This is a genomic window from Mycolicibacterium sp. P4_G11 (assembly GCF_056555145.1).
Genome location: NZ_JBFUJW010000015.1, coordinates 48,041 through 72,100, shown reverse-complemented (window position 1 = coordinate 72,100; position 24,060 = coordinate 48,041). Strand labels below are relative to the sequence as shown.

The window sequence follows — 24,060 nt, the reverse complement described above, 5'->3', positions numbered from 1 at the left end:
GCGCTCTCGTACGCGATGGCAGCGGGTCGGCGTTACCGGTCCGGCCTGCGCACTGCCGCGGAGGTCGCGAAACACACAGGGAGACAAGATGATCGAAACTCACACCGGCGATTCCGTCGTGGTCGGTATCGACGGTTCGACAGCTGCCGTGTACGCCGCTCACTGGGCTGTCGCCGAAGCAATTGCCCGCGACGTACCACTGCGGCTGGTGAGTTGCATCCAACGCCCGCAGTGCTCGGATCAGATGGCCATCGAATACGTCACGACCTGTCTGCGGGCAGCTCACGCAGCCATCGACGACACTGCGGCTCAAGTAAAGATCGAGACCGCCGTAGTGGTTGGTGACCCGACCGCCGCATTGATCGAAGAATCCCGCCAGGCGGCCATGGTGTGTGTCGGGTCGGTCGGAATCGGTCGCTTCGCAAAGGCATTGCTGGGCTCTACAGCCGTGGGTGTGGCTGAGCGTGCGTCGTGTCCGGTCGCCGTGATCCGCAGTTACTCTCCGCACCGGCGGACCCCCGTCGGCTCGATCGTTGTCGAGGTGAATGACTGGGATGAGAATCACGACGTGATCGCCGCGGCGGTCGCCGAAGCGCAACTGCGTGGACGGCCCGTTCTTGCGGTCGGCGAGTGTCCGGCCGAGACGGGCAAGAGCGCACGTCAGGAGTTACTGCGCCGCATTGCGGTGTGGCAGGACCTCTGTCCCGACGTCTACATCACCCCGGCAGCCGTCACGACCAGCTTCGTCCGATACCTCGCAACCACAACCGAACCGATCAGCCTCGTCGTGGTCGGAGCCCATGACGCGCCGGACCTTTCGAGCATCATCGGGTCGCATGCCGACCGCAACTGCGACAATCCGTCAGTCTTGATTGCGCGGGCATGAGTAAGGGGTAGCCGCCATGCGGCTACCCCTTACCTCGGCGGTCTGACTACCGAGCCTGCGGCCGAGCGACCAGCACCGGGCATTCCGCGTGCTGAATCAGCCGGTGGCTCGTCGAACCGAGGAACCATCCGGCGACGTTTCCGTGTCCGCGGGTCCCGGTGACGATCAGCTGCGCGCGCTGGGCATAGCCCAACAGGACGTGCCCGGGGTGGCCGGCGGCGATGACGCGGCGGACGGCGACCTCGGGGAACTTCTCCTGCCAGCCGGCCAACCGTTCTGACAACAGCATTGCCTGCTGGTCCTCGCGCGCCGGACCCGGCAGCTCTTCCCATGTCGGTTCGATGTAGTCGAAATAGGCGGGTACATAACTGGATACCAGGACGGCGAGCAATTTCGCGCCGCGCAGCGACGCTTCCTGGAAGGCCCAGCCGATCGCTTCCTCACTGTCGGGCGCACCGCTGATGCCAACGACCACCGGTCCACCGGCGTGTGCGCCGGGCGCGCGGACCACAACCACGGGACTGTGACCGTGCGCGGTCAGCGACACCGCCACCGACCCCGCGAGCAGCCCGGTAAATCCGTGCAGTCCGCTCGAGCCGACGACGGTGAGATAGGCGTCCTTCGACTGCTCCTCCAGGAGCTGTGCGGGACGGCCCGTGAGGTTGTGCACCGACACCTCCACCTCGGGCGCGAGCGCCTGCACACGCTCCTTGGCTTCGTTGAGGAAGTTCTGACCCGCCGTCTCCACATGCTTGAAGAAACTCTCCGAGGCACCCGGATTGAATCCCATCACGAAATTGCCGTAGTCGACGGCGTGAACCAGCCGCAGCGGCAAGTTACGCAGCTGCGCCTCACCAATGGCCCACAGCAAGGCCTCCAACGACGATCTTGACCCGTCGATACCAATCAAAATGTAAGGACGAGGAGATAATTCGGTCATGGTGCCCGCTCCAGACGAAAGTGCGAAATCCGACACCTCCAACGGTACGGACGCCGACTGACCGGCGCTACGGCCAAAAGTCACCTATGGCTGATGTGGGTCACTTTTTTGAAGACTTCGTGGCCCCTTCGAACGGGGGCTGCATCAACGTCAACACAGCATCGGTGACTGCGTCGAGGTCCTTTTTCGCGGCAGGGTTGTTGGTCGAGGTGCTGTTGAGCGCGCCAATGACCAAGTCCCGCAGTATTCGTGGGTCGATGTCGGTGCGGACCACGCCGGCTCGCCGGCCAGATTCGAGTACGCCCTGCCAGACCCGGGCGAACCGACGCTCGTGTGGCACATGCGCGGCACGCAGATGCGGCGGCAGCGTCTCGACCATCCGGACGACCGCAGCGGCCCGGTCGTCGCTGGCATGCAGGGCTTCGAGATGCCCACTGATCGCCGCCCCTAGCCGGTCACGAGGGGAAGCTGCCTCCGGCACCGAGTCGATGGCGTGTTCCAGTGCTGCCCTTGCAGATTCGACGCCGTCGACCAGCGTGGCCGCGACCAGTTCGTCCTTGGTCGGGAAATGGAAGTACAGGCTCCCGACCTGCAGGCCGGCCGCGGCCGCGATCCGCCGCAGACTGGCCCCGCCGTAGCCGTGCTCGGCGAACTCGGCGGCAGAGACATCCAGGATGCGGCGCCGGGTCCGGGCAGCCTTGCTGTCGAGAACCTCCATCACGTCACCCTATCGAATCGGACGATCGTTTGGTTATAGTAATTCGGACGATCGTTCGATTCCTTAGGAGTTCCGCCCGTGACCGCCTCAGTTCGCCGTACCCAGGACCACATGTGGCATGACGTCTTTCTCCCGCCCGAGATCGTCGAGCTCCGGACCCGCGCGCGTGCGTCGGTCGCCCAGCACCTGGCACCCGTTGCCCGCGACATCGGCTCCCGAGAGGAGTCGGCCGACAGTTTTCCGTGGGAGGCATTCCGCGGACTCGCCGCCGACGGGTTGTTCGGCGTGCCCTTCGAATCGGCGCACGGCGCCGGGCTGGCCCATCCGATGCTGGGCACGTGCACCGTCACCGAGGAGATCGCCTACGAATCGTCCTCGATGGCAGGCGTCTACGACGGTCAGTGCATTCTGGTCCCGGCGACGCTGCGTCATGCGAGCCCTCGGTTGCGCGACGCACTGATTCCCGACCTCGTCTCCGGCAAGCAGGCCTTCGCCTTCGCCACCACCGAACCGGACACCAGCTCGGACCTGACCGCCGAACGGCTCGGCACCTACGCCGAAGAGGACGGTGACGAGTTCGTCGTCACCGGCCGCAAACGCTGGATCACCAACAGCATCGTGGCCGGCTGGGTCTCCATGCTGGTGCGGGCCGGGCGCGACGGCAATCGCGCGCACATGCTGCTCATCGACCTGAACAGCCCCGGAATTCGGATCGGCCGCCCCGATCTGAAGATGGGCCATCGCGGGCAGATCACCGCCGACATCATCCTCGACGACGTACGGGTGCCGCGGGACAACCTGCTCGGCGAACCCGGGCGTGGCATGGCCGTCGCGCTGTCGGCATTGGTGCGCGGCCGGATCGGCATCGGTGCGGCCGGCGTCGGCGTGGCGCAGGCCGCGCTCGACCTCGCGGTACACCGGTTACAGACCCGCCACGTCTTCGGCAGCCCACTGGGCGCCATGCAGCACTGGCAGTTCCAGATGGCCCAGCGCGCAACCGAAATCGAATGCGCCCGCAACCTGTACCAGAAAGCCGCGACGCTACTCGACACCGGTGACGCCACGGCCGAGCCCGAGGCAGCGATGGCGAAGGCCTACGGCACCCGCCTCGCGAACGACCTGGTGCGCGAAGCCATCCAGATTCACGGTGCGCTGGGTTTCGCTCGGCAGGTCGGCGAAACGGGCGAATCGGTGCGTCTCGAAGAGATGTACCGGGACGCCAAGATCCTCGAGATCTTCGAGGGCGCCAACGAACTACAGCAGTGGATCGTGGCGCGCCGGCTGATCGGCCGCGACATCACCGGCTAGTGCGGTGCGGCGGCCGAGGCGGTGCTACTCGCCTTCGCCAACCTCTTCGAGGCGCTCGCCCACCCGAGCCAGCGCCTCGTCGAACACGTCGACCTTCTCACCACGCTTTTCGTTGGCCGGTTGTGCGGCGCCGCGGCCGCCTTCGGCCTCCACGCGGGCCGCACCCTGGCGTCGCAGCAGGCTGAAGTTCTTCTCGCGCGCTTGCCTGAGCCTGCTCTGCAGTTCCTTCAGCGCCTTCGCGTCCAAGCGAGCCAGCGCGTCGGGGTGGCTCTCGGCGATCAGCGAGTTTTCCTGCGGGGTCAGGTTCACGTGGATGCTCATGATTGATTAATAGCCCGTGAAATTGACGCGCGCTTGACGAATCACTCGACCACTTCGGCCGGGCGCGGCATAATTCTCTGTGATGGCCACAACAATCGACGCCCCTGGGGTGCGCGCCCTGCCGCTCGCGCCGAAGAACCCGCTGCCCTTGCGGCAGTTGGTTACCACGCGGCAATTGCACACCGGACTGGTGCTGCTGAGCGAAGTCGGCGGACCCGTCAGCCGCATCGCCGTCGCGCCCAAGCGCGTCGCCCCGCCCGTCGTGCTGGTCACCTCCCCCAGCGGGATCCGCGATGTGCTGGGCCGCACCGACAACCTCGCCGAGCGCTCCACGATCCATGAGGAAGTGCGCAACGTGGTCGGCGACAACCTCTTCGTGTTGCCCAACAACGCCTGGCCGCCGCGCCGACGCGCCTTGCAGCCGGTGTTCACCAAGCAACACGTGGACCGCTTCGGCGGGCACATGACCCAGGCGGCGCAGACCAGTGCTGATCGCTGGCGCGACGCCCGTGACGTCGACCTGGACACCGAGTGCCGGCGGCTCGCGATGCGGTCGCTCGGCTACTCGATTCTCGGTCTCGACATCAACGAGCACAGCAACACCATCGCCGAGAACATGCATGTGGCCTCGCGCTACACGGCCGATCGCGCCCTACGACCGATCAAGGCACCCAAGTGGCTGCCGACGCCGGGACGCCGTCGCGCGCGTGCCGCGGTGGCCCGGATGCGCCAGATGACCATGAACGTCCTGCAGGACTGCCGCGCGAATCCGGACCGCGATGCACCCCTGGTCAAGGCGCTGCTCGCGGCCGCCGATCCCGAGACCGGCCAGAAGTTGTCCGACGACGACATCTGCAACGACCTGCTCATCTTCATGCTGGCCGGCCACGACACGACAGCGACGACGCTGACGTACGCCTTGTGGCAGCTCGGACACAACCCCGACATGCAGGACCGGGTTGCCGCCGAAGTCGCCGCGATCGGCGATCGGGAGCTGACACCCGACGACGTTTCCCGCCTCCCGTACACCGCCCAGGTGCTCAACGAGTCGCTGCGGCTGTGCCCGCCGGCGGCCGGTGTCGGCCGGACGGCGACGCAGGACATCGTGGTCGACGGCTACCGCGTGGAAGCCGGCAGCATCGTGGCCATCGGGATCAGCGCCGTGCACCGGGACCCGACGTTGTGGGACCACCCGCTGGCGTTCAACCCCGACCGGTTCAGCCCCGAGAACTCCAAGAACCGCGACCGCTGGCAGTTCATCCCGTTCGCCGCCGGTCCGCGGTCGTGCATCGGTGAGCACTTCGCGATGCTGGTGACCACGCTGGCGCTCGCCACCATCGTGCGGTCGAACCGCATCGAGTCTCTGGTCGCCGACTTCCCGCTCGAGTCCCCGTACACGACGGTCGCGAAGGGGCCCATCCCGGTTCGAGTCGCCGCGCGGGTGTGACGTCGGCGTTGGCCACGGCTCGGAGCATGCTCGACTGGGACCACAACGCCTACTACCACCGTGTGCTGCTCGGGTACTTGCCGCCGCGGTGCCAACGGGTGTTGGACGTCGGCTGCGGCGCCGGTGGTTTTGCGGTCGAACTCGCCCAACGCAGCGACCACGTCGACGCCGTCGACCGCTCTGCCGTGATGGTCGCCGAAGCGAGGCGACGAACCCCGGTCAACGTGAACTGCATCGAGGGCGATGTACTGACCGACGCGCTACCGGCAACCGACTATGACGCGATCGTGTCCATCTGCGCACTGCACCACATGCCGCTCGATGCGGCGCTCCCTCGGCTGGCCGACGCCCTACGGCCCGGCGGTGTCCTGGCGGCGATAGCGCTGCCTCGGACCGACCTGCGGCACGAATGGGCTCATGAACTCGCCGCCGGAGTCGGGCATCGGGCGCTCGGCCTCCGCTTTCTCGCGGCACGATCGCTGGGGGCTGGTCCTGGGTTCGCGAAGACGCCGGATCACGACGCCATGCCGATGGTCCTGGACCCACCATTGACCACTCGCGAAGTCGCCGCGCAAGCCGCGGCCCTGCTTCCCGGCGCCCACGTGCGGCGCCTGGTCTTCTGGCGATACCTCCTGGTCTGGCAGAAGCCGGCCGCGTAGCCGACAGAGTGTCCCGACCCGACAAATCGGCAAGAACGTCAATTCCGCCATTGGGCCCCGCTGTCGGTGCAACGATGACCCGGTAAGCAAGTCCGCTCACCAGTCGCGGAGGCCGGCCATGCCCGAGCACCGTCCCGCCGAGGCCTGCCACATGATCCGACTGCGGGACGGGCGCCAGTTGAGCTACGCGCAATACGGCGACCCGGACGGTTTCCCGATACTCAACAACCACGGTGGGCTGGCCTGCCGACTCGATGTCGCCGCCGCCGCGTCGATCGCCGAGTCGTGCGGGGTTCGGCTCATCTCCCCCGACCGACCTGGCGTCGGCAGGTCGGATCCGCAGCCGGACCGCACCATCCTCGACTGGACCCGCGACCTCACCGAACTGCTCGACCAACTCGAGATCGACAGCTTCGCCGTCATGGGCTGGTCACTCGGCGGCCAGTACGCGGCCGCAGTCGGCTACGCGCTGCCGCCGCGCGTGACCCGGGCAGCCATCATCGCCGGCGCCATACCCCTGACCGAACCAGGCGCGTTCGACGGTCTGCCACCGATCGACCGTAGCTACATCCGGCTGTCGCAACGCAGACCGTGGGCGGCCCGGCTGGGCTTTCGCGCGATGACGCTCGCCGCGACCTGTGCCCCCGATCTCTACGGCCGGCTTGCCGCGCGCGACCTCGGGCCAGCGGACGCCGCGGTGCTGAAGGCCGAGGGTTTCGCAACGTTCGCGCACCTGTCGCGAGAGGCCCTCCGGCAACCCCAGGGCGTCGTCGAGGAGTACCTCGTCATGGTCCGCCCGTGGGGCTTCCGGCCCGAGGATATTCAAGTGCCGGTGGATATCTGGGGCGGCACCGACGATCAACTCATCGATCCGTCGTGGCCGGGAGAACTGGCTCGCCGTATCCCAGGCGCAACACTGCACATGGGACCGGGCGGCCACTTCCTGGCGCACCTGTACTACCGGGACATCTTCCAGAGATTGCTACCGCCGACCTGATGGTCGGCCGGCTCTCAAGGCTCGCGGTTGCCCGACGAAGTGAGCCTGTCCAGCACGTCCAGGGCCTCGCGACACCAGTCAACCCAGGCCTGTTCGGTACGCAGCCCTGCCTTCAACACGAGGTGGCGTAGCACATCGGCGTCGGCGACCGGAGCCGCGAAATCACGCGCGTCGATCTCGCGGTAGTTGGCCAACATCGCTTCGTGCACAGTGAGGTGGTGGGCGATCACCGCACGCACGGCCCCGGTTTCGCCCAGCGCTGCCGCAGCGCGCACGCGTACAGCGATAGACATCCGCTCCGGCGCGGGATCATCGATGCCACAAAGCCATTCGCTCAGTGCCACGTGTCCGGCCGGCGTGATGCTGAACCGCTTGGGCTGGCCGCGCTCGGGGCGATCCGGAGTCGAGGACTCGGCCAGTCCGGCGTTCTTGAGCCGGTCGAGCTCCCGATAGATCTGCTGGTGGGTCGCCGGCCAGAAGTAGCCGAATGACCGATCGAACCGGCGGGTGAGTTCAATGCCGGTCGATGCCCGCTCCGTGAGCGCGGTCAATATGGCGAATTGCAGCGACATGGCGCGATCGTAGGTCCAGTGGGGCTTCGCCCGGCGGAACGCAGGCGGTTTGTGCGGTTCTGCGTGCTCAAGAGTCCTGCCACCACAATTATCCAATCTGTTGCATAAAGCCACGACGGCAGCCGGGCCCGTCATCCAACAGTCCCCAAACCCGGTCAATTGCCAACGCATTCGGGCACCGCCCGCGACGTGCAAGCTTGAAGCCAACCGCGATTATGCCACTAGTTGCATAATCGCCGAAGCGAGATTAAAGTCCAGTCCAACCACGGTTCCCGATTCGAAGGGCTATCACCACAATGGGTCTGCCTCCCGTCCTCGCACAGCGCCTGTCCTTGCCGGTCGTCGCATCGCCGTTGTTCCTTTGCTCGGGACCCGAACTGGTGAAGGCGGAGTGCCAGGCAGGTGTCGTCGGGTCGTTTCCCGCGCTCAACGCCCGTCCCTCCAGCCTGCTCAGCGATTGGCTGGACGAGATCGAGGAGTCGAACGCCGCCTACGCGCTCGCCAACCCCGACGCCATCGTCGCGCCGTTCGCCGTCAACCAGATCGTGCACCGCTCCAACGACCGCCTCGAACACGACATGAACGTCATCGTCGAACACAAGGTCCCGATCGTCATCACCTCGCTCGGCGCACGACCCGAGATCAACGATGCCGTGCACTCGTACGGCGGCATCGTCCTGCACGACATCATCAACAATGAGTTCGCGCACAAGGCCATCGACAAGGGCGCCGACGGCATCATCGCCGTCGCGGCCGGTGCCGGCGGCCATGCCGGGACCCAGTCCCCGTTCGCACTGGTCCGCGAGATCCGAGAGTGGTTCGACGGTCCACTGCTGCTGTCCGGCGCCATCGCCCACGGACGGTCTGTGCTTGCCGCGCTGGCCGCCGGCGCCGACTTCGCCTATGTCGGTTCGGCTTTCCTGTCGACCGACGAGGCCAATGCGGTTCCCGAGTACAAGCAGATGATCGTCGACTCCAGCGCCTCAGAGATCGTCTACAGCAACCTGTTCACCGGTGTGCACGGCAACTATCTCCGCGGCAGCATCGTCGCCCAGGGACTCGACCCGGACAGCCTGCCCGAATCCGACGCCTCCGCAATGAATTTCGGTTCCGGTGGGAACACGGACGCGAAGGCGTGGAAGGACATCTGGGGTGCCGGTCAGGGTGTGGGCAGCATCAAGGAACGCCTGACCGTCGCGCAGCTCGTACAAACCTTGAAGACGCAGTACGTCGAGGCCAGCCAGGACCTGCTGGGCCGAGTACTCGCCGACGACGTTCTCGAGCCGGCGCACTAGCGCTACGCCGCCTGGCGCTCAAAGCTTTTCGTACACCATCGCACCGTCGTAGACGGTCGCGGCCACCAGCGAGGCATCCAATGCCGCCAGTGCGTCGCGCGGCGGGACCGATAACACGCACAGATCCGCCGGCGTCCCCACCGTCAGTTCCCGGGGCGTGTCCGGATTTTGCGGTGTTCCCAGGAACATGCCCAATGCCGTTGCGGCGTCGATGCTTTCCTCCGCGCCGAGCACTTGGCCCGCGGGCGTGCGGCGGTGTACCGCCGCACGCATCGCCGCCCACGGATCGGCGTCCCCGAACGGCATGTCGGTGGACAGCGCGACGGGAACCTGCGCGCCGCACAGCGACGCCACGCGCCACAGCTGGCAGTGTTCGTCCGCGGGCACGTCGGTGAAGTATTGGTCGCCGCGCTCGGCCACGAAGTTCGGCTGAGTCACCACCAGCACGCCGAGGTCGCGCAGGTCACTCAGACAGTCGTCAGGGATGACGGCGCCATGCTCGATCCGGTCCCCGGCGCACGACCCCGCCTGCCGCAGCGCCGCGATCGCGACGACGAGCTGCATGGCCGTAACACAGTGCAGCGCAACGATTCCGCCCTGACGGTGCCGTGCCGCGATCCAGTCGGCCAGCGCGTCAAGATTGAGATCGTCGTCGTGGAGGATGCGTTTGGCCGGGGCCAGGATTTCGACGCGCTGCTGCAGTTCGCCGTGCCGACGGGCCTCGGCGAAGTCCATCACGTCCTCGACGGTCAGGTTGGGTGTCGCGTCGGTGACGCCGGTGACGCCGAAGGCCGACAGTCGCCTGCTGACCTCGCCGAGCCCGGCGTCGCTGCGTTGCAACGAATGTGTCCAGCTGGGGTCGGCGCTGCGCAGCCTGCCGTCGGGGTGGGCGGGCAAGCCGACGGCCGTCAACCCCGCGGAGTTCAGCGTCCACAACACTCCACTGCGGTGCTGCACCCGCACCGGCACATTCGGTGAAACCTCATCGAGCACGGTGCGATCCAGTGGACCGGCGACCGCCTCGTGGTAGCCGACAGCCCGAATCCAGCCGTCTTCTCCGACAGCAGCCTGCGCCAGGACCGCTCGCAGCGCATCGCGGCTGCGCACCTCCCCCGGGCCGACGCGCACCGACGTCAATGCCGCTGCCGCCGAACGCAAGTGGACGTGATGGTCGTGCAGCCCGGGGACGACGGTCCCGCCGGCGGCGTCGAGAACATCTTCCCCGTGGATGGGCTCGAGACGTTCGGCGACGGCCTCGAGCCGCCGGCCCAGCCGGATATCTACGGTCCGGCCGTCGAGCAGCACGGCTCGTCGAATCAGCATTGCGCCGTGATCCTCTCTCGAATGATTGCCTGCACCTGCGCGTTGTCGGCGCCCAACTCTGCGGCGCGCGACGACAGCACGGGCGCCGCCGGTTCCCCGACTGGATCGACGTTGTCGCCGCTGGCGAGCGGCAGCGCGGCGTACTCGGCTGCCACGGCCGCGAGAGCGATCTCGATAATCTCGCCACCTCCGCGTTGCTGCGACTCTGCCAACGCGAGCGCCGCGTGCATGCCCGTCAGCGGATCGGCGATCGCGTCACCGCAGAACACCGGCCCGGTGCCCGCCGGATCGTGGCCGACCAGACCACCGGATACCGCGGCGTCGTCACCGAACCCCACCCAGTGGGCGCGCTCGCCGTCGGTGCCGTGACCGGTGACCCGCAGCCACACCCGACCATCGCGTCCCGGGACGTCGGTCGGCCCAAGACCCCGGTTCACCAGCGCATCGGGACGCGACGATTCGATCACCACGTCGGCCACCGCCAACAGCTGCCGCAGGTCGTCTGGCTGGCCGAAATCGGTTGCATAACAGAGCTTTCCGGCATTCGTCCAGTCGAAGAATCGTCGCTCGCCCCGTCGGGTGCCGTCGGGCCGAGATGGGCTTTCCACCTTGACCACCGTCGCGCCGGCCCGCGCCAGTAGCTGCCCACACAACGGTCCGGCCCACATCGAGGACAGGTCGACCACCAGTAGGCGGGCGTAGTCCCGAAACGGATTTCGGTTGCCGTGCCGCCGCACCACCGGCGCGGCGGCAGCGGTCTCCCCCAGTACGCCGACGGGCAGCCCGAGCAGTCGGGCGCGCTCGGCGACGTCGGCGACCTGGCGGCGACCGGCCCACTCGGTGATCGCCGACCACGCGTAGTCCACCGGCACATCGGATTCGAGCAGCGCCGGCACCGCAGCGACGTCATCGGGCCGCGCCAAAGTCAGGGCGAACCACCCGTCCCGGCCGCCGAGCAGTCGCGTGGCCCCGCCCGCGCTAATCCGGCCCTGCCGGCGCAGCCCCAACAGCGCGGCGCGACCCGCCAGGAGTTCCGCGGCGTCGACCGTGACGCCGAAGGCACCGGACAACTCGGACGCGACCCCGCGCGCCTGGCCCAACACCGCGGCGCGACTGACATCCGGCGGGCCGTCGGACGTGCCGGTCAGCGCGGCCAGCCCGCTGACCGACCAGTCACGCACCGACGGCATCGACCAAGCCCCAGTCCTGTGCCGTCGCCGCGTCGAGCGTCACGCCGGACAGCACCAAATATGCGGTGCGCCAACGACCGATCCGCCGGGTGATGCTCACCGTGCCGCCCGCACCGGGGATCAGCCCCAGCGACAATTCCGGCAGGCCGAGCGTCGCATCCGGATGGCAGGTCACCTGCCCGCAGAACGCCGCCATCTCCAGCCCGCTGCCGAGCACCTGACCGTGCACGACGGCCTGGCATGCTGTGCCCAATCTTCCGGTGATCTCGTCGAGCACCAGGGCCGGACTGAAGCGCGTGCGGGCCAGATGCGCCGACGCCGGATCGTCGAAGGTCCCGAATTCGGCAAGATCGCCGCCGCTGCAGAAGGACGGGCCGTTCCCGGTGAGCACCAAACCCGTGACAGAGGTGTCCAGGCGGGCCACCTCCAGCGCCTCCAGCAGCGCCGCCCGGGCATCCGTGGAGAACGCGTTGTGGCGCTGCGGACGGTTGAACGCCACGTGCAAGGTGTCGCCGTCGCGGTGCGACACCACCGGGTCTGGCAGCAGCGGAACGGTTTTCGGGCCGCGCTCAGCCAGCCAACGGGCGAACTCACGGCCGGACTGCAGCGTCGAATACGCCAGCGATTCGGTGATCACCCCGGCGAACGTCGGCGCCGTGGGATCGAAAACGCGGAGTACGTCGTCGCACACCGCGGCGGTCTGGGGCCAGGTTGCTACGCGGTCGGTGATCTGCGCCAGCGCCTCGCCGACGTCGGGCACCTGCACGGTCCTCGGGTCCGCACACGGGCGGTCGACCAGCGTGAAAGTCGCTTCCCGCAACCAGAACTCGGCGTCGTCGCCCGCGGGATCCCCGACCCCGATCACCAAGCCGGCGGCGCCGGGGCCGGAGGCGAGGTCGACGACCCTCAGTTCGTCAGGCAACGGACACCCAGTCCTTCGCCTCACGGTGGGCCACCGGCATGTTCGCGCCTCCTGCGGATATCGACATCCGGATCATGCCATTTCTGCCGTGGCCCAGTCGGCGTGACGGTGGTAGCCGGGCGTCTCCGCGGTCGTAGATGGCAGCCACAGATCGGCGCTAACAGTCCTCTTTGTCCGATTGAACGATCTCGGTCACGCGATCGGCGCTGTAGCCACTAATCGCCGACAGCTCGTCAACTTCGACTCCAGCTTCGTGCGCGTCACGAATTCGCCGCACGATCTCGCTATCGCGATCAATAACTGCACGCCTGAGAAGTTCGCTGTTGAGAATGTAGAGCTCGTCCCCCACGTAAACTCCCCATAGCTCCATCGTCTCCGCCCCAGTTTCTCGAATTCGATGAAAATTTGGCGCAATTATGCGAAATATAAGAATGACAGAGACCATTGCCCAGGTAGCCCACCTTGGGTACTCCATGGTCGACGCAACGACCATTAGCACAACCAAGCCTAGCGAACCCAGATTAATCCGCCAAGCGTCGAAGGACGGCGGTGTGACACCAAGCTTTCTCCGGTAGCTGGCGGCGATAAGGAAATCGTCACTTATAAAAGCGAATATCCAGTTCAATAGCGCGATAACGAGGGTCGTCTTGCCGTTTAGCGTAAATGACCAGATCATCGCGAGTGCGATTGCAAATACGTTGGCATGTTCTGCAACGCTTGTCAGGGGCCAGCCCTTGTGCCTCTCTTCCCAATCATATTTCCGAACAGTCGGGTATGGATGATCTGGCGGCGGGAGTGCCGTGTCTTTCAGCATGTCTCGCAGTATCTGAATAAACGGAACCAAGAAGACGACGGAGGTCACTCGTAGCGCGAGCCTGCCGTGTGCAATTTCGTCGGCCCAAAATTGCCGGTCAATCTGGTCCAACTGCAGTGCAACATTTAGCACGGCAAAACTAGCAGCGAATGTTGCCGCGCCAACTCCTACCGATTGGTACGCTAGAGTCAATGACTGTCGACCGATAATAAAAGCGCCGGCACACAATGCGCACATGCCAAGGACGAGCGCCGGTATCAAACCAAGGCTGGGCAAAAAGCCCGCACTAGCGTGAACCATACGTCCCCCGTAGCAGTTGAGCGACAAATGCGCTCAGACTATCTGCGTGTTGCCTATCGCGGGCGAAACCGGAACATCACCGCCTACGGCACGCCGAGAATCTTCGTCGACGATGCAGCACTCGACATTGAGCCGAGCGGTCCGCTCTACCCTGCGAGGACTGACTCGCATCTAAGCCAGGGCGACCCGCACCGTGACCCGGCCCTTGTCGTCGCGCGTGGCGATGGCATGGCCGGCACGGTCGGCGCCACGAAAGTTGAGCAGCGTGATCGGTCCGCCGTCGCCAAGGTAGTTGCGCCACCAACTCTTGGAATCCGGCGCCATCACGCTGATGACGACAACGTCACCAGAGAGCCGGTAGTTCACCGGGGTCTGGAAGCTGCGCCCCGATTTGCGACCCGTGTAGCGGATTTCGACCAGGTTGCGGCTGACGATTCCGCCGAGAACGGGGACAGTGGTCAGACCCACCGCCGCCTTGTTGAGGGCGTGGGCGACCGGGTTGTCGAAGATGCTGTTGGACATGCTCGCCAGGCTAGCCCGGGTGGCGTTGGCCGATCAGTGGACATTTGTCGGCAGCTGTACACCCTCTCCCGTACGGTGTGTCTGTGAGTTTCACGATTGACAGGTCAGTAGAGATCGACGCGCCCGCCGACGTGGTCTGGCAGGTGCTCACCGACGGCGCCAGCTACGGCGAGTGGAATCCGTTCGTCACCGAGTGCTCGTCGACGTTCGAGCCCGGCAGCCCGATCGACATGAAGGTCGTGCTGGTCGGCCCGCCGAAGAAGCAGCGCGAATTCATCAACACCTTCACCCCGGGCGTTGAGTTCAGCTACAACATGAAGCCCGCCCCGCTGGGACTACTCCGCAGCGAGCGATCGCACCGGCTGACCACGCTGCCCGACGGCCGCACCCGCTATGACTCGCATTTCCAGCTGTTCGGCCCGGTGTCGCCGATCGTCGCCGGCATCATGGGCCGCGCGCTGAAGAAGGGCTTCGGTGGTATGACCGACGGCGTCAAGAAGCGGGCAGAGTCCCTCCGCTGAGCGGATATCGCGTGGCAGCCCTCGGCGTGAATCGCGCCGAGGGCCCGCACTAGCGACCCGACGGAAGCAAGACAATCAGCACCGATCGGGTAGTCTGAAACATGTCGGTAATCTTGCCGACCCTCAGGGCAGACAACTCGTTGGACGTTGGGCTCATCGCCTCGCCTCGATCTCGTCGCCTCCTCTGAGACTTCTCAGAGGAACTTATGTTTTCTCGCGCCAGTGGTATTCCGGCTATCGATAAGTCCAAGCACAGCGAGTCGATCGCTCCGGCAGCTCCCTTTTCCCTGCCAGTTGGTTCCACCGCGATCGTCTACTGCGAGGGCCAGTTCGGCGAGCAGGACGGTAAGACGGCCAACGGCCTGGTCCGGCACTCAGAGAAGTACGAAATCCTCAGTGTCATCGACAGTCTCCGGGCCGGCGTCGATGCCGGGAAGTTCCTCGATGGCACCGCCAACGGCATCCCGGTGCTGGCGTCGCTCGCCGAGTCCATCGCGCATGCCGGCTGTGTACCTGACTACTTGATCTGCGGGCTGGCGCCTGCCGACGGCCTGCTGTCGGACGAGCAGCGGGTCGTGCTGCTCGACGGCATCGCCCGTGGCATGCACATCATCAACGGCCTGCACGAATTCCTCAACGACGACGCCGAATTCGCGGCGGCAGCCGTAATCGCCGGCGTCACCATCACCGATGTCCGCCGCCCGAAGGCCAAGCGCGACCTGCATCTGTTCTCCGGCCGGATCTTCGACGTGACTTGTCCGAGGATCGCGATCCTCGGAACAGACGGGGCGATCGGGAAGCGCACCACTGCCACCTTGTTGGTCCAGGCGCTGAACGCGCACGGCATCAAGGCGGTCATGGTCGGCACCGGTCAGACCACCTTGATCCAGGGCGGGAAGTATGGCGTCGCGCTGGATGCGCTGGTCCCCCAGTTCTGTTCAGGCGAGGTCGAGCACCAGGTCGTCGCCGCGTTCGAAGGTGAGAACCCCGACGTGATCGTGGTCGAGGGACAGGGCGCACTCAGCCATCCCGCGTACATCACGTCGGCTCACATCCTGCGTGGCAGCCGCCCGGCCGGCGTGATCGTGCAGCATGCGCCGAAGCGGAAGGTGCTCGGCGACTTCCCGATGGTGCCGATGCCGACCGCGGCCAGCGAGATCGCACTGATCGAGGCGTTCGTCGACACCCGCGTCATCGGCGTGACGATCAACCACGAAGAGATGACCCAAGACGAGCTGAGTGATGCGCTTTCCCAACATCATTCGCAGCTCGGCCTCCCGGTCACCGACCCCCTGACCCGCCCGGCGTCGGAGTTGGTCGACATGGTGCTGACGGCCTTCCCGGCACTCGCCGCGGTGGCCGACACGACCACCACCGTGTGACGCTTCGGATCGAGACCGATCTCGACAAGATCGAGCAGAACACGCGGATCCTGGTTGACCGGCTGGCCGTGACGGGCATCCGGGTCACCGGGGTCACCAAGGCCGCGTTGGGCTCGCCGGGAGTCGGCGCGGCGATGCTGCGTGGCGGCGCCCGCGGCCTCGGCGATTCCCGCGTGCCGAACCTCGCTCGGATGGCCGGCCTCGACGCATCCCCACCACGCACGTTGATCCGCTCGCCCATGCTCAGCCAAGTGGCACAGGTCGTCGACTTCGCTGACGTCAGCCTGAACACCGAGGCCGTCGTCCTGGCGGCGCTCAATCAGGCTGCGGCCCAACAGCATCGGACGCACGCCGTCGTGCTCATGGTCGAGCTCGGTGACCTACGCGAGGGCATCCAGCTTGACGATCTGCCCGAGGCCGCGCGGAACGTCCTCGCTCATTCCGCTCTGCGGCTCGCCGGGGTCGGCGCCAATCTCGCGTGTCAGAACGGTGTCGTTCCCGACGACCGGAACATGGGCATCCTCACCGGGCTCGCGCGCGATATCGAGGCGCGGCACGGGATTTCGCTCGACGTCGTTTCAGGCGGCAACTCGGCGAACCTCAACTGGGCTCTGCACACCCACGACGTCGGCCGGATCAATGAGCTCCGACTCGGCGAAGCCATCCTTCTCGGCGTCGATCCCCTGGATCGGACAGCGATCCCTGGGCTGCACACGGACGCCTTCACCTTGACCGCCGAAGTCATCGAGGTCGCCACGAAACCGGCTCAACCCTGGGGCGATCGCGCTCAGGCGGCATTCGGCCATGCGCCCGTCCGCATCGGCAACAGCACTGTGCGCCAAGCAATTCTGGCCCTCGGTCGCCAGGACTCGGACCCCGACGGTCTGCAGCCACCCGAGGGCATCACGATCCTCGGGATGAGCAGCGACCACCTGGTGGTCGACGTCGGCGATCACCAGGTGGCGGTCGGCGACGAGATCGCTTTCGGTGTCGGCTACGGCGCACTCGTGCGTGCGATGACATCGCCTTTCGTCACCAAGATCGAGCGCCGCGTCAGTTGAGGGCGGACATCCGCTCAGCGTGCGCTGAACGGAATCCGTAGCCCTGTCCCCATTGTTGTCGTCGGTATGCCCACTGGTGTTGTGCTCGATCCCGACCGTAGTTCCGCTAATCATGTGACCGCCGCGATCGAGCAGGCCCGACGTGCCTACGACGCCGGCGTTCGCCAACTGTGGATAGCCCAGCAGTTCGACCACGACGCCATCTCGCTGGCCGGATACGTCGGCGCCGCGGTGCCGGGCCTGGGTGTCGGCACCTTCGTCGTACCGATCAACCCACGGCATCCGCTGATCGTCGCCTCCCAGGCACAGACCGCCCAAGCCGCCACCGGTGGGAACTTCAGCCTCGGGTTGGGCCTGGGGGCGCACGCGCCAGAACAGGTGGCGTTCGGGACCGCGTGGCCCAACACCATCGGCCGACTACGCGAGCACCTGCAGGTGCTCAGGTCGATCCTCGACACCGGCACCGTCGACTTCCACGGCGACGAATTCACCGCCGCCCCGGAATTTCCGGTGGCAGTCGCCGGCGGCACGCCCCTGCCCGTCTACGTCGCGGCCATGGGCCCCAAGGCATTACGCGTGACGGGCGAATTGGCCGATGGCACGCTGCCCTATCTGGCCGGGCCGCGCACCCTCGAGGAGTTCATCGTGCCGACCATCACCGCCGCAGCCACTGCAGCCGGCAGGCCCGCACCGAAGGTGATCGCCGCGGTGCCCGTACTGGTGACCGACGACGTCGACGAGGGCCGGGCCCGGGCCGCCGAGGCCCTCGAGTTCTACGCAACCATCCCGTCGTACGCGCGGGTGATCGAACGCGAAGGCGTCGACTCGGTCATCGACCTCGCGGCGGTCGGCACCGCCGCCCAGGTGACTGCACAACTGCGCCGCTACCGCGACGCCGGTGCAACCGACATCGTGCTCAGCCCCCTGGTGCGCACGGGTATCGCAGCGCTGGAACCGATCTGGGACGTCGCCGCAGCGCTGGGCTGAGCGACGGGCCGGCTACCGCGCTGATGCGACGATGAGGTCGACGGCTTCTGCCACGCTGTCGGTGCAGTGGATCAGGTCAAGGTCCGACTCGGAGATCTTCCCTTCGGACTGGACTGTGTTGCGGATCCAGTCGATCAGGCCCGACCAGTAGTCGACGCCCAACATGATGATCGGAAATGCGGTGACTTTGCGGGTCTGCACGAGGGTCAAGGCTTCGAACAGTTCGTCCAGGGTGCCGAATCCGCCGGGCAGGCAGACGAACGCCTGCGCATATTTGACGAACATGGTCTTGCGCACGAAGAAGTAGCGGAAGTTGATCCCGAGATCGACCCAGTGGTTGAGGCGTTGTTCGAACGGCAACTCGATACCCAGACCGACCGAGTAGCCGCCGGACTCGCTGGCCCCGCGGTTGACCGCCTCCATCGCGCCCGGGCCGCCGCCGGTGATCACCGCGTAGCCCGCCCGCGCCAGTGCGGTGCCCAATTCCTCGCCCAATCGGTACTCGGGCGAATGCGGTTCTGTGCGGGCAGACCCGAAAACCGTGACGGCCTTGGGCATTTCGGAGAGCGCATCGAAACCGTCCACGAATTCGCCCTGGATCCGCAGCACCCGCCAGGGGTCCGTGTGTAGCCACTGGGTGTCACGCTGCCTATCCAGCAGACGCTGATCGGCAGTGGTGGCAGCGCATCGGTCGCGACGAAGTTGCACCGCACCGCTGATCTGGAGCTCGCCGTCGTCGTCCTGGTTGTCGATCTCGTTCACATCGGCCAGCGTATGCGGCGCAAGCTCAGCTCAGGGTTCAGCGACTCGCGGCGCCGTGGCGGATCAGCCCGGCGAGATCCTCACGGTCCGAGATGTCGAGCTTTGTGCAGGCCCGATACAGGTGGCCCTCCACCGTCCGCACCGACACGGTGAGCCGGTCGGCGATTTCGCGGTTGCTCAGTCCAGCGGCAACCAGGTTGGCGATCTCGCGTTCGCGCACTGTCAAGGGCAGGGGGTGGGTCGCCAATTCCAGTGCCGGAGTTCGCACCCCACCGCACTGCGCGGCCAACCGGTTGGCTACGGCTGAGGCCTCCGCGCTACGCCGCCGGTCGTCGGCCGCTTCGAAGGCGGCCGATGCCTGCGCCGCCGCGTCGAGCGCGGACAACAACGCACCGAGTTGCTCAAATTGCAGTGCAGCCGCGAACAATCCAGCGCCGTCGCGATCACTGACTGCCCGGGCATGCGCCACAATCGCGGTGGCGAGACGGCCACCGACGGCAGAGGCGATCTCGATCAACCGGTCCGCGGCACCGTGGTCACCGAATCGCACCGCATCGTGCAGCGCCAGCATGGACACCGCACATTGGCCGGAGCTATCGGCCAACCGGGCTGCATCCAATGCCAGTTCGATGGCGGCACTTACGTTTCCCTCGGCCGCAGCGAGCCACGACTCCGCGATCCTCAGCTGCGGGCCGAACACCGCGACGTGCCGTCCCGAGCGGACTTTCAACTCGGCCACCATCTTGGCCCCAGGTTGCACCCGGCCCAACGCGCAATAAGACTGCGCCAGCAGCAGCCGGGCCGGGAAACTCCAGGAGGCCGCCGACTCAGCGGTCAGCGCCGCCACCGTCTGCTCCATCCGCGACACAGTCTCGATGAAGTTGCCGCGGGCAAGTCCGATGGTGCCGGCGAGCACATTGGCCATCCCCCACGCCAGATACTGACCCGACGAGGTGATCTGCATCATGACGGCGGATCGGCTGCTCGCCGCATCGAATTCTCCGGCGAGCACCAAAGCGCGTACCTCCCCGAACGCGGTGAGATAGCGGAGCAGCCCGTCCGCCTTCGCACTGGCCATGCGACCGCGGCGAGCCAATACCTCCACCTCGTCGCTGCGTCCCATCAGCGCCAGGGCGAGAGCACCGCCGAATGCCGCCCACTGCAAAGCGACCGGGTGCGCGATGGGGTCGGCCAGCACCCGATTGGCCATCGCCACAGCTTCTGGCAGTCGGTTCTCGAAAGTCAGGGTTGCCGACGCAGTGCCGTCGATGATCGGTACCAGCTCGGGGCTCGTGATCCGCTCTCGGAGTAAGGCGAGCACTTCGTCGGCACCCTCGGCGTCACCCATCGACCAATGCAGGTTCGCGATTCGCGCCCATCCCCACCGCAGCAGCTCCAGTTCGGTCATCGGCTCGGGGTCGAATGAACTCAGCGTCTCCTCGGCTTCGGTCGCCTTGCCCTGCCACAGCAGCGACCGCGCCAGCAATTCGCCGGCCTCGAGACCACCGCCGCGATTGGTCGCCGCGCGAGCCAGCCGCTCACCCAGCGTCACGTTCGTCAGCGTGATCGCCTCTCGTGCCGCCGTGACGAGCAGGTCCAGTTCGGGGACCTCGTCACTGTCCAGAGTCAGCTCGGCCAGCCGGATTCGATGCGCCGAACTGACCAGTGGACGGTCGCGCATCGCGCGCACGAGTTCGCCGCGCAAGCGGCGCCCCGCGGCCATCCCCAGTCGCCGGCGGATCACCTCACCGAACAATGGGTGGGTGAATCTCACGTCGATGCCACCCGGCTCCTCGGCGACGCGCACCAGGCCGCGGTTCTCCGCCTCTTCCACCACGTCCGCACCGACGATCACCGTCAGGGTGTCCAGGTCGAGTGGTTCGCAGAAGGTCAGCAACCGCAGCGCGTGCAGCACCTGGTCGGGCAACTGGTCGACCCTGGAATCGAGCAACGACGCCAGCTCTGAGGTGACCGCAGCCCGCCCCCGAAGCTGCCACACTCCCCGCACCTGCCGCAGAGTGCCCGCCTCGATGGCCCCTTCCACCAGGTGGCGGACGAACAACGCGTTCCCGCCCGAGGCCTGCCACATCAGCTCGGCGGACAACCCCTCGACCTGCCCGCCCAGTGCCTCCTCGATCAGGCCGACACATTGCTGCTGGCTGAACGGCATCAAGTGCAACCGCTGCAGATATCGGTCCTTCCACAGCGACGTGATCGCATCGGGGACCGGCGCGCCGGAACGGACCGTGGCCACGATGCGCACCGACCCGTCCATGGCAAGCTGATGCAGCAGAGTCGCCGACAACTGATCGAGCAGATGCGCGTCGTCCACGCCGATCACCGAATGACCCTCGGCCATAATCGTTTCGCGCGCCGCGGACAGGAATGCCACCGGATCGCGCGACGTAGCGCTGCGCACAAGATGAGCGAACACCCCGAGCGGAATGCCCCGCGCCGACTCGGTCGCCGCAACCCAGTGGGCACGCACCGGCAACGACTGGGTGACCAACCGGGCGAGCGTTGTTTTACCGACACCCGCGTCACCGACCAGGACGATGCCGCATTCGCCGGATTCCCCGAGCAATGCTCCGCGAATCAGCGAGAATTCACTATCGCGGTGAACGACCGGCCAGTTCTGGGCCATGGCGCATAAGACTACCTGCCGGTTTCCGCTGTCGAAGGCGTTATGACAGCGAAATATCGGGCCCGCCTTTCGGGCCGGCAGTTAACGTCCGGCCCGAAATATCGGACGTCACATCTTGTCGTGCAGATCGGACACCATGTCGAATAGCGTCTTGTTGTTGTGGGTCCTGGTGAGGACTTTCGCCAACGTCGTGATTTCGTCCAGCACCGAGCGGGTGGCGTTCTGCTTTACGTCGAGCGGCGCAGTGTCCGGGGCCAGCAGGTCGACCACACGGTAGTCCGCGCCGTCAGGACCGATCAGCGGCGAGCCGTCGGTGTTGGTGCCGTTCAGCATGTTCCAGATGTCTTGAGTCTGGGCCATGGTGATCACACCTCGCGCCGCTGTGGCGGCTGCCGGTCTCACGCCGGCAGCGGTTCCGATGCCGCAGGCCGCGGCAAAATCGTTGGGCGACAAGCCGTCTGCGACGTTCATATCGCAGTTGCCGAACGGGTTACAGCCCATCGGCAGGCCCTGATTGGCGCCGTATGCGCCGTCTGTGTACTGGTGGGCGATTTGCCCCGGCAGCAGCGGGTTGGAGCCGTACGACGCCGCGATCACCCGTAGTCCTTTGGGCCGCGACAGCCACATCGTGTTGAAGTCGCCCTGGTTGGCGTAGCCGATGATGCGCGCCGGGTTACCGGCGTATTCGGCGAGATTGTTGTAGAGGGCATTGATCCAGGCCGATCCGTCGCCGCCAGGGTTCCCGCCACTTTCGACGTCCAGCATCAGTACGACCCTGGGGTGCAGTCCCCCGTTGGCGTCGATCATCTGTCGCACCGTGTTGGCATTGTCCTGCCAATTCGGGCGCACGTAGGTGTAGACGATGCCGCAATCCAACCGGCCGGAGTCCAGCGCATTTCGCATCCACGCATAGTTTTGCGCGAAGTTGGAATCCCGATGGGTGCCGTCGCACACGCGGATCGAGAGAATCTTGTACGGGTAAGAATCGCTGACCGGCACCTGGAATTCGGACACGTCGGCAAAGAAGCTGTCCACGTGGCCCTGAGTCGGGGGTGTGCCGTCTTCGACGATCGGGCCGGCCACGTACCAGTGATCGTTCCAGTAGTTGCTGTCGGAGGGGATGGCCTTGGGGGTGGTACAGCACCCCCAGGATCCCGACGATTCCATCGCGACCCCGTCGACGACACAGTTCATGTGCGAGTGGGGACCGCCGTCGCCCTCATGGTGAAGGTTGATCACCACTGGCGCGTCGCCGGGCACGTCGCTCAACGATGCGACGTGCATCAGATCGAACGGTCCGACGTGCTGCTCTCCAACCGGCCGGTAGCGATACGACTCGGTGGACAGACCTTGCCTGCCCCAGACCATTTCGCTGCCGTTGAACACCGCTGAGAGCACATCGGTCACCAAGCCCGAACAGTCACAACCCACACCGCGATCATTCGGATCCCAGGTGCCGCCGTAGACGTACTCGTCGCCGAGCCGGTCCAAGAATATGCGTTTGGCGAACTCCACGTCGCCGCGAGTGACAGTCATCGGTCCCTCCTTTGATGAAGTGATGGGAAACCAAGTGTCGCGACGAAATGTGCAGGCACGCACCAGTAGCCCACTACTCGAATCGGTACTGATCTGGGCACCGAATGTCGTGGTGACGCGGCGAAGGTCGAGTAGCCGGCTACGCGGGTGCCCGAGCCGCCAGCGGCGCAACATCGTTGGGGCGTAGGCGAACTGGATCGCGAGCGGACGCGGCGACTCGGTCGTCCGCGCCATCACAGAGGAGGTCATCATGAGTCTGGCTTGCATGGCGTCGTTGGCGATCGCGCGCGACCTCGCACCCGCCGGCCAACCGCTGAACAGCCCGGCGATGGGCTCGGCAGGCGCGGATCTTCCGCCACCGGCGCCGCCGAACGGACTGCCGTACTCGCAGTCGGAAATGCCGGCGATGGGGCCGACGGCGACATTGCCTCGACCACCTGAGCTCCGCCAAATCGCCAGCTCCGCACCACTGGTTGACACAGCTGCCGGATTTGCGCAATTGCTGGCCGCGCAGATCCCCGCTGAGGCGCTGGTCGCCTACACGACGTTGTTGGCTTTGCTTTATCGCGCGGACGGTTCGTACAACACGGGCCGGTGGGTGCTCTACGGATTTTCGGTGATCGCCTGCGGAGCCACAATTCTTGCGGCTTATTGCGCGAAGCGGAATTACACGTTGCACCCTGGTGCCGGTGGCGTGGCTGGCGGCATGGCTTTACGTGGCATTCGTCCGCCGTACCTGCCGATCGCGGCGGCCATGTTGTCGATGGCCGTCTACGGATTGACAGTGCCCGGGTCGCCACTGCAGTTCAATGTGTCGGAGTCGGCATTTACCTTGCTGTCCGGCTCGCTGTCCGTCGGTGGAGCGATGATGATGACCATTCTCACGCCGTTCCTGGGCACCGGTAATGGTGCCGTCCCGGTAGCGAATTCCGAGTCATGACACCTCAATTCGA

Annotated in this window: 23 protein-coding genes; 11 read left to right on the top strand and 12 right to left on the bottom strand. The window is 66.1% G+C overall.

Annotation, left to right across the window (positions count from 1 at the left end):
• Positions 1 to 88 precede the first annotated feature (88 nt).
• Positions 89 to 886 (top strand): universal stress protein, encoded by a 798-nt coding sequence (locus tag AC1U2B_RS26690; RefSeq protein ID WP_480219153.1) that lies wholly within the window; start codon positions 89 to 91, stop codon positions 884 to 886.
• 46 nt (positions 887 to 932) lie between these two features.
• On the opposite strand, the gene AC1U2B_RS26685 is transcribed toward AC1U2B_RS26690, so the two are convergent.
• Both AC1U2B_RS26685 and AC1U2B_RS26680 read right to left on the bottom strand, forming a co-directional pair.
• Positions 933 to 1,826, bottom strand: coding sequence for a universal stress protein (locus AC1U2B_RS26685; protein ID WP_480219152.1), 894 nt, complete (start codon positions 1,824 to 1,826; stop codon positions 933 to 935).
• A 100-nt stretch (positions 1,827 to 1,926) separates the two neighbouring features.
• Positions 1,927 to 2,544 carry a TetR/AcrR family transcriptional regulator gene (locus tag AC1U2B_RS26680; protein WP_260938424.1) on the bottom strand — a complete coding sequence of 206 codons (618 nt, stop codon included), beginning with the start codon at positions 2,542 to 2,544 and terminating at the stop codon, positions 1,927 to 1,929.
• A gap of 111 nt (positions 2,545 to 2,655) precedes the next feature.
• On the opposite strand from AC1U2B_RS26680, the gene AC1U2B_RS26675 reads away from it, so the two are divergent.
• Positions 2,656 to 3,852 (top strand): acyl-CoA dehydrogenase family protein, encoded by a 1,197-nt coding sequence (locus AC1U2B_RS26675; RefSeq protein WP_480219240.1) that lies wholly within the window; start codon positions 2,656 to 2,658, stop codon positions 3,850 to 3,852.
• Positions 3,853 to 3,876: 24 nt separating this feature from the next.
• Here the strand turns inward: AC1U2B_RS26675 and AC1U2B_RS26670 are convergent, their stop codons facing one another.
• Positions 3,877 to 4,173: a hypothetical protein gene (locus tag AC1U2B_RS26670; protein ID WP_260938422.1), complete on the bottom strand. Its 297-nt coding sequence runs from the start codon at positions 4,171 to 4,173 to the stop codon at positions 3,877 to 3,879.
• An 82-nt stretch (positions 4,174 to 4,255) separates the two neighbouring features.
• Between AC1U2B_RS26670 and AC1U2B_RS26665 the strand changes: the two genes are divergently transcribed.
• The 3 genes from AC1U2B_RS26665 (at position 4,256) to AC1U2B_RS26655 (ending at position 7,276) form a co-directional block, all read left to right on the top strand.
• Complete coding sequence (locus AC1U2B_RS26665) at positions 4,256 to 5,620, top strand: cytochrome P450 (protein ID WP_480219151.1); 1,365 nt, start codon at positions 4,256 to 4,258, stop codon at positions 5,618 to 5,620.
• A 26-nt stretch (positions 5,621 to 5,646) separates the two neighbouring features.
• On the top strand, positions 5,647 to 6,279 hold the full coding sequence (locus tag AC1U2B_RS26660; RefSeq protein ID WP_480219150.1) for a class I SAM-dependent methyltransferase: 633 nt from the start codon (positions 5,647 to 5,649) through the stop codon (positions 6,277 to 6,279).
• A 118-nt stretch (positions 6,280 to 6,397) separates the two neighbouring features.
• On the top strand, positions 6,398 to 7,276 hold the full coding sequence (locus AC1U2B_RS26655) for an alpha/beta fold hydrolase (RefSeq protein ID WP_480219149.1): 879 nt from the start codon (positions 6,398 to 6,400) through the stop codon (positions 7,274 to 7,276).
• A gap of 14 nt (positions 7,277 to 7,290) precedes the next feature.
• Here the strand turns inward: AC1U2B_RS26655 and AC1U2B_RS26650 are convergent, their stop codons facing one another.
• Entirely contained in the window at positions 7,291 to 7,848 is a 558-nt protein-coding gene (locus AC1U2B_RS26650; protein ID WP_071286073.1) for a PadR family transcriptional regulator, read from the bottom strand.
• Between the two features lie 296 nt (positions 7,849 to 8,144).
• Here AC1U2B_RS26650 and AC1U2B_RS26645 point away from each other — a divergent pair, with 296 nt between their 5' ends.
• Positions 8,145 to 9,143, top strand: a complete 999-nt coding sequence (locus AC1U2B_RS26645; protein ID WP_480219148.1) for an NAD(P)H-dependent flavin oxidoreductase — start codon at positions 8,145 to 8,147, stop codon at positions 9,141 to 9,143.
• A gap of 18 nt (positions 9,144 to 9,161) precedes the next feature.
• Here the strand turns inward: AC1U2B_RS26645 and AC1U2B_RS26640 are convergent, their stop codons facing one another.
• From AC1U2B_RS26640 to AC1U2B_RS26620, 5 genes are all read right to left on the bottom strand, one after another.
• Positions 9,162 to 10,466 carry an amidohydrolase family protein gene (locus tag AC1U2B_RS26640; RefSeq protein WP_480219147.1) on the bottom strand — a complete coding sequence of 435 codons (1,305 nt, stop codon included), beginning with the start codon at positions 10,464 to 10,466 and terminating at the stop codon, positions 9,162 to 9,164.
• Positions 10,460 to 11,656: a CoA transferase gene (locus AC1U2B_RS26635; protein ID WP_480219146.1), complete on the bottom strand. Its 1,197-nt coding sequence runs from the start codon at positions 11,654 to 11,656 to the stop codon at positions 10,460 to 10,462. Before AC1U2B_RS26635 ends, AC1U2B_RS26640 begins: the two co-directional genes overlap by 7 nt.
• Entirely contained in the window at positions 11,640 to 12,578 is a 939-nt protein-coding gene (locus AC1U2B_RS26630; RefSeq protein ID WP_480219145.1) for an enoyl-CoA hydratase/isomerase family protein, read from the bottom strand. The genes AC1U2B_RS26635 and AC1U2B_RS26630 overlap by 17 nt, the downstream gene beginning before the upstream one ends.
• Before the next feature lie 157 nt (positions 12,579 to 12,735).
• The gene (locus AC1U2B_RS26625) at positions 12,736 to 13,692 is read right to left on the bottom strand and encodes a hypothetical protein (RefSeq protein ID WP_480219144.1); all 957 of its coding nucleotides are present in this window, start codon (positions 13,690 to 13,692) and stop codon (positions 12,736 to 12,738) included.
• A gap of 171 nt (positions 13,693 to 13,863) precedes the next feature.
• On the bottom strand, positions 13,864 to 14,214 hold the full coding sequence (locus tag AC1U2B_RS26620) for a hypothetical protein (protein WP_480219143.1): 351 nt from the start codon (positions 14,212 to 14,214) through the stop codon (positions 13,864 to 13,866).
• An 83-nt stretch (positions 14,215 to 14,297) separates the two neighbouring features.
• Between AC1U2B_RS26620 and AC1U2B_RS26615 the strand changes: the two genes are divergently transcribed.
• The 4 genes from AC1U2B_RS26615 (at position 14,298) to AC1U2B_RS26600 (ending at position 18,165) form a co-directional block, all read left to right on the top strand.
• On the top strand, positions 14,298 to 14,735 hold the full coding sequence (locus AC1U2B_RS26615; RefSeq protein ID WP_071286067.1) for an SRPBCC domain-containing protein: 438 nt from the start codon (positions 14,298 to 14,300) through the stop codon (positions 14,733 to 14,735).
• 206 nt (positions 14,736 to 14,941) lie between these two features.
• Positions 14,942 to 16,117, top strand: coding sequence for an N-acetyltransferase DgcN family protein (locus AC1U2B_RS26610; RefSeq protein ID WP_480219142.1), 1,176 nt, complete (start codon positions 14,942 to 14,944; stop codon positions 16,115 to 16,117).
• On the top strand, positions 16,114 to 17,178 hold the full coding sequence (locus AC1U2B_RS26605) for an alanine/ornithine racemase family PLP-dependent enzyme (RefSeq protein WP_480219141.1): 1,065 nt from the start codon (positions 16,114 to 16,116) through the stop codon (positions 17,176 to 17,178). Before AC1U2B_RS26610 ends, AC1U2B_RS26605 begins: the two co-directional genes overlap by 4 nt.
• A 66-nt stretch (positions 17,179 to 17,244) precedes the next feature.
• The gene (locus AC1U2B_RS26600; protein ID WP_480219140.1) at positions 17,245 to 18,165 is read left to right on the top strand and encodes a TIGR03564 family F420-dependent LLM class oxidoreductase; all 921 of its coding nucleotides are present in this window, start codon (positions 17,245 to 17,247) and stop codon (positions 18,163 to 18,165) included.
• A gap of 12 nt (positions 18,166 to 18,177) precedes the next feature.
• Here AC1U2B_RS26600 and AC1U2B_RS26595 read toward each other — a convergent pair whose 3' ends face one another.
• The 3 genes from AC1U2B_RS26595 to AC1U2B_RS26585 form a co-directional block, all read right to left on the bottom strand.
• Positions 18,178 to 18,927 (bottom strand): LOG family protein, encoded by a 750-nt coding sequence (locus AC1U2B_RS26595; RefSeq protein ID WP_260938409.1) that lies wholly within the window; start codon positions 18,925 to 18,927, stop codon positions 18,178 to 18,180.
• A gap of 37 nt (positions 18,928 to 18,964) precedes the next feature.
• The gene (locus AC1U2B_RS26590) at positions 18,965 to 21,571 is read right to left on the bottom strand and encodes a helix-turn-helix transcriptional regulator (protein WP_480219139.1); all 2,607 of its coding nucleotides are present in this window, start codon (positions 21,569 to 21,571) and stop codon (positions 18,965 to 18,967) included.
• 108 nt (positions 21,572 to 21,679) lie between these two features.
• Positions 21,680 to 23,107 carry a glycoside hydrolase family 25 domain-containing protein gene (locus AC1U2B_RS26585; RefSeq protein ID WP_480219138.1) on the bottom strand — a complete coding sequence of 476 codons (1,428 nt, stop codon included), beginning with the start codon at positions 23,105 to 23,107 and terminating at the stop codon, positions 21,680 to 21,682.
• A gap of 250 nt (positions 23,108 to 23,357) precedes the next feature.
• Here AC1U2B_RS26585 and AC1U2B_RS26580 point away from each other — a divergent pair, with 250 nt between their 5' ends.
• On the top strand, positions 23,358 to 24,047 hold the full coding sequence (locus AC1U2B_RS26580; RefSeq protein WP_480219137.1) for a hypothetical protein: 690 nt from the start codon (positions 23,358 to 23,360) through the stop codon (positions 24,045 to 24,047).
• Positions 24,048 to 24,060 lie beyond the last annotated feature (13 nt).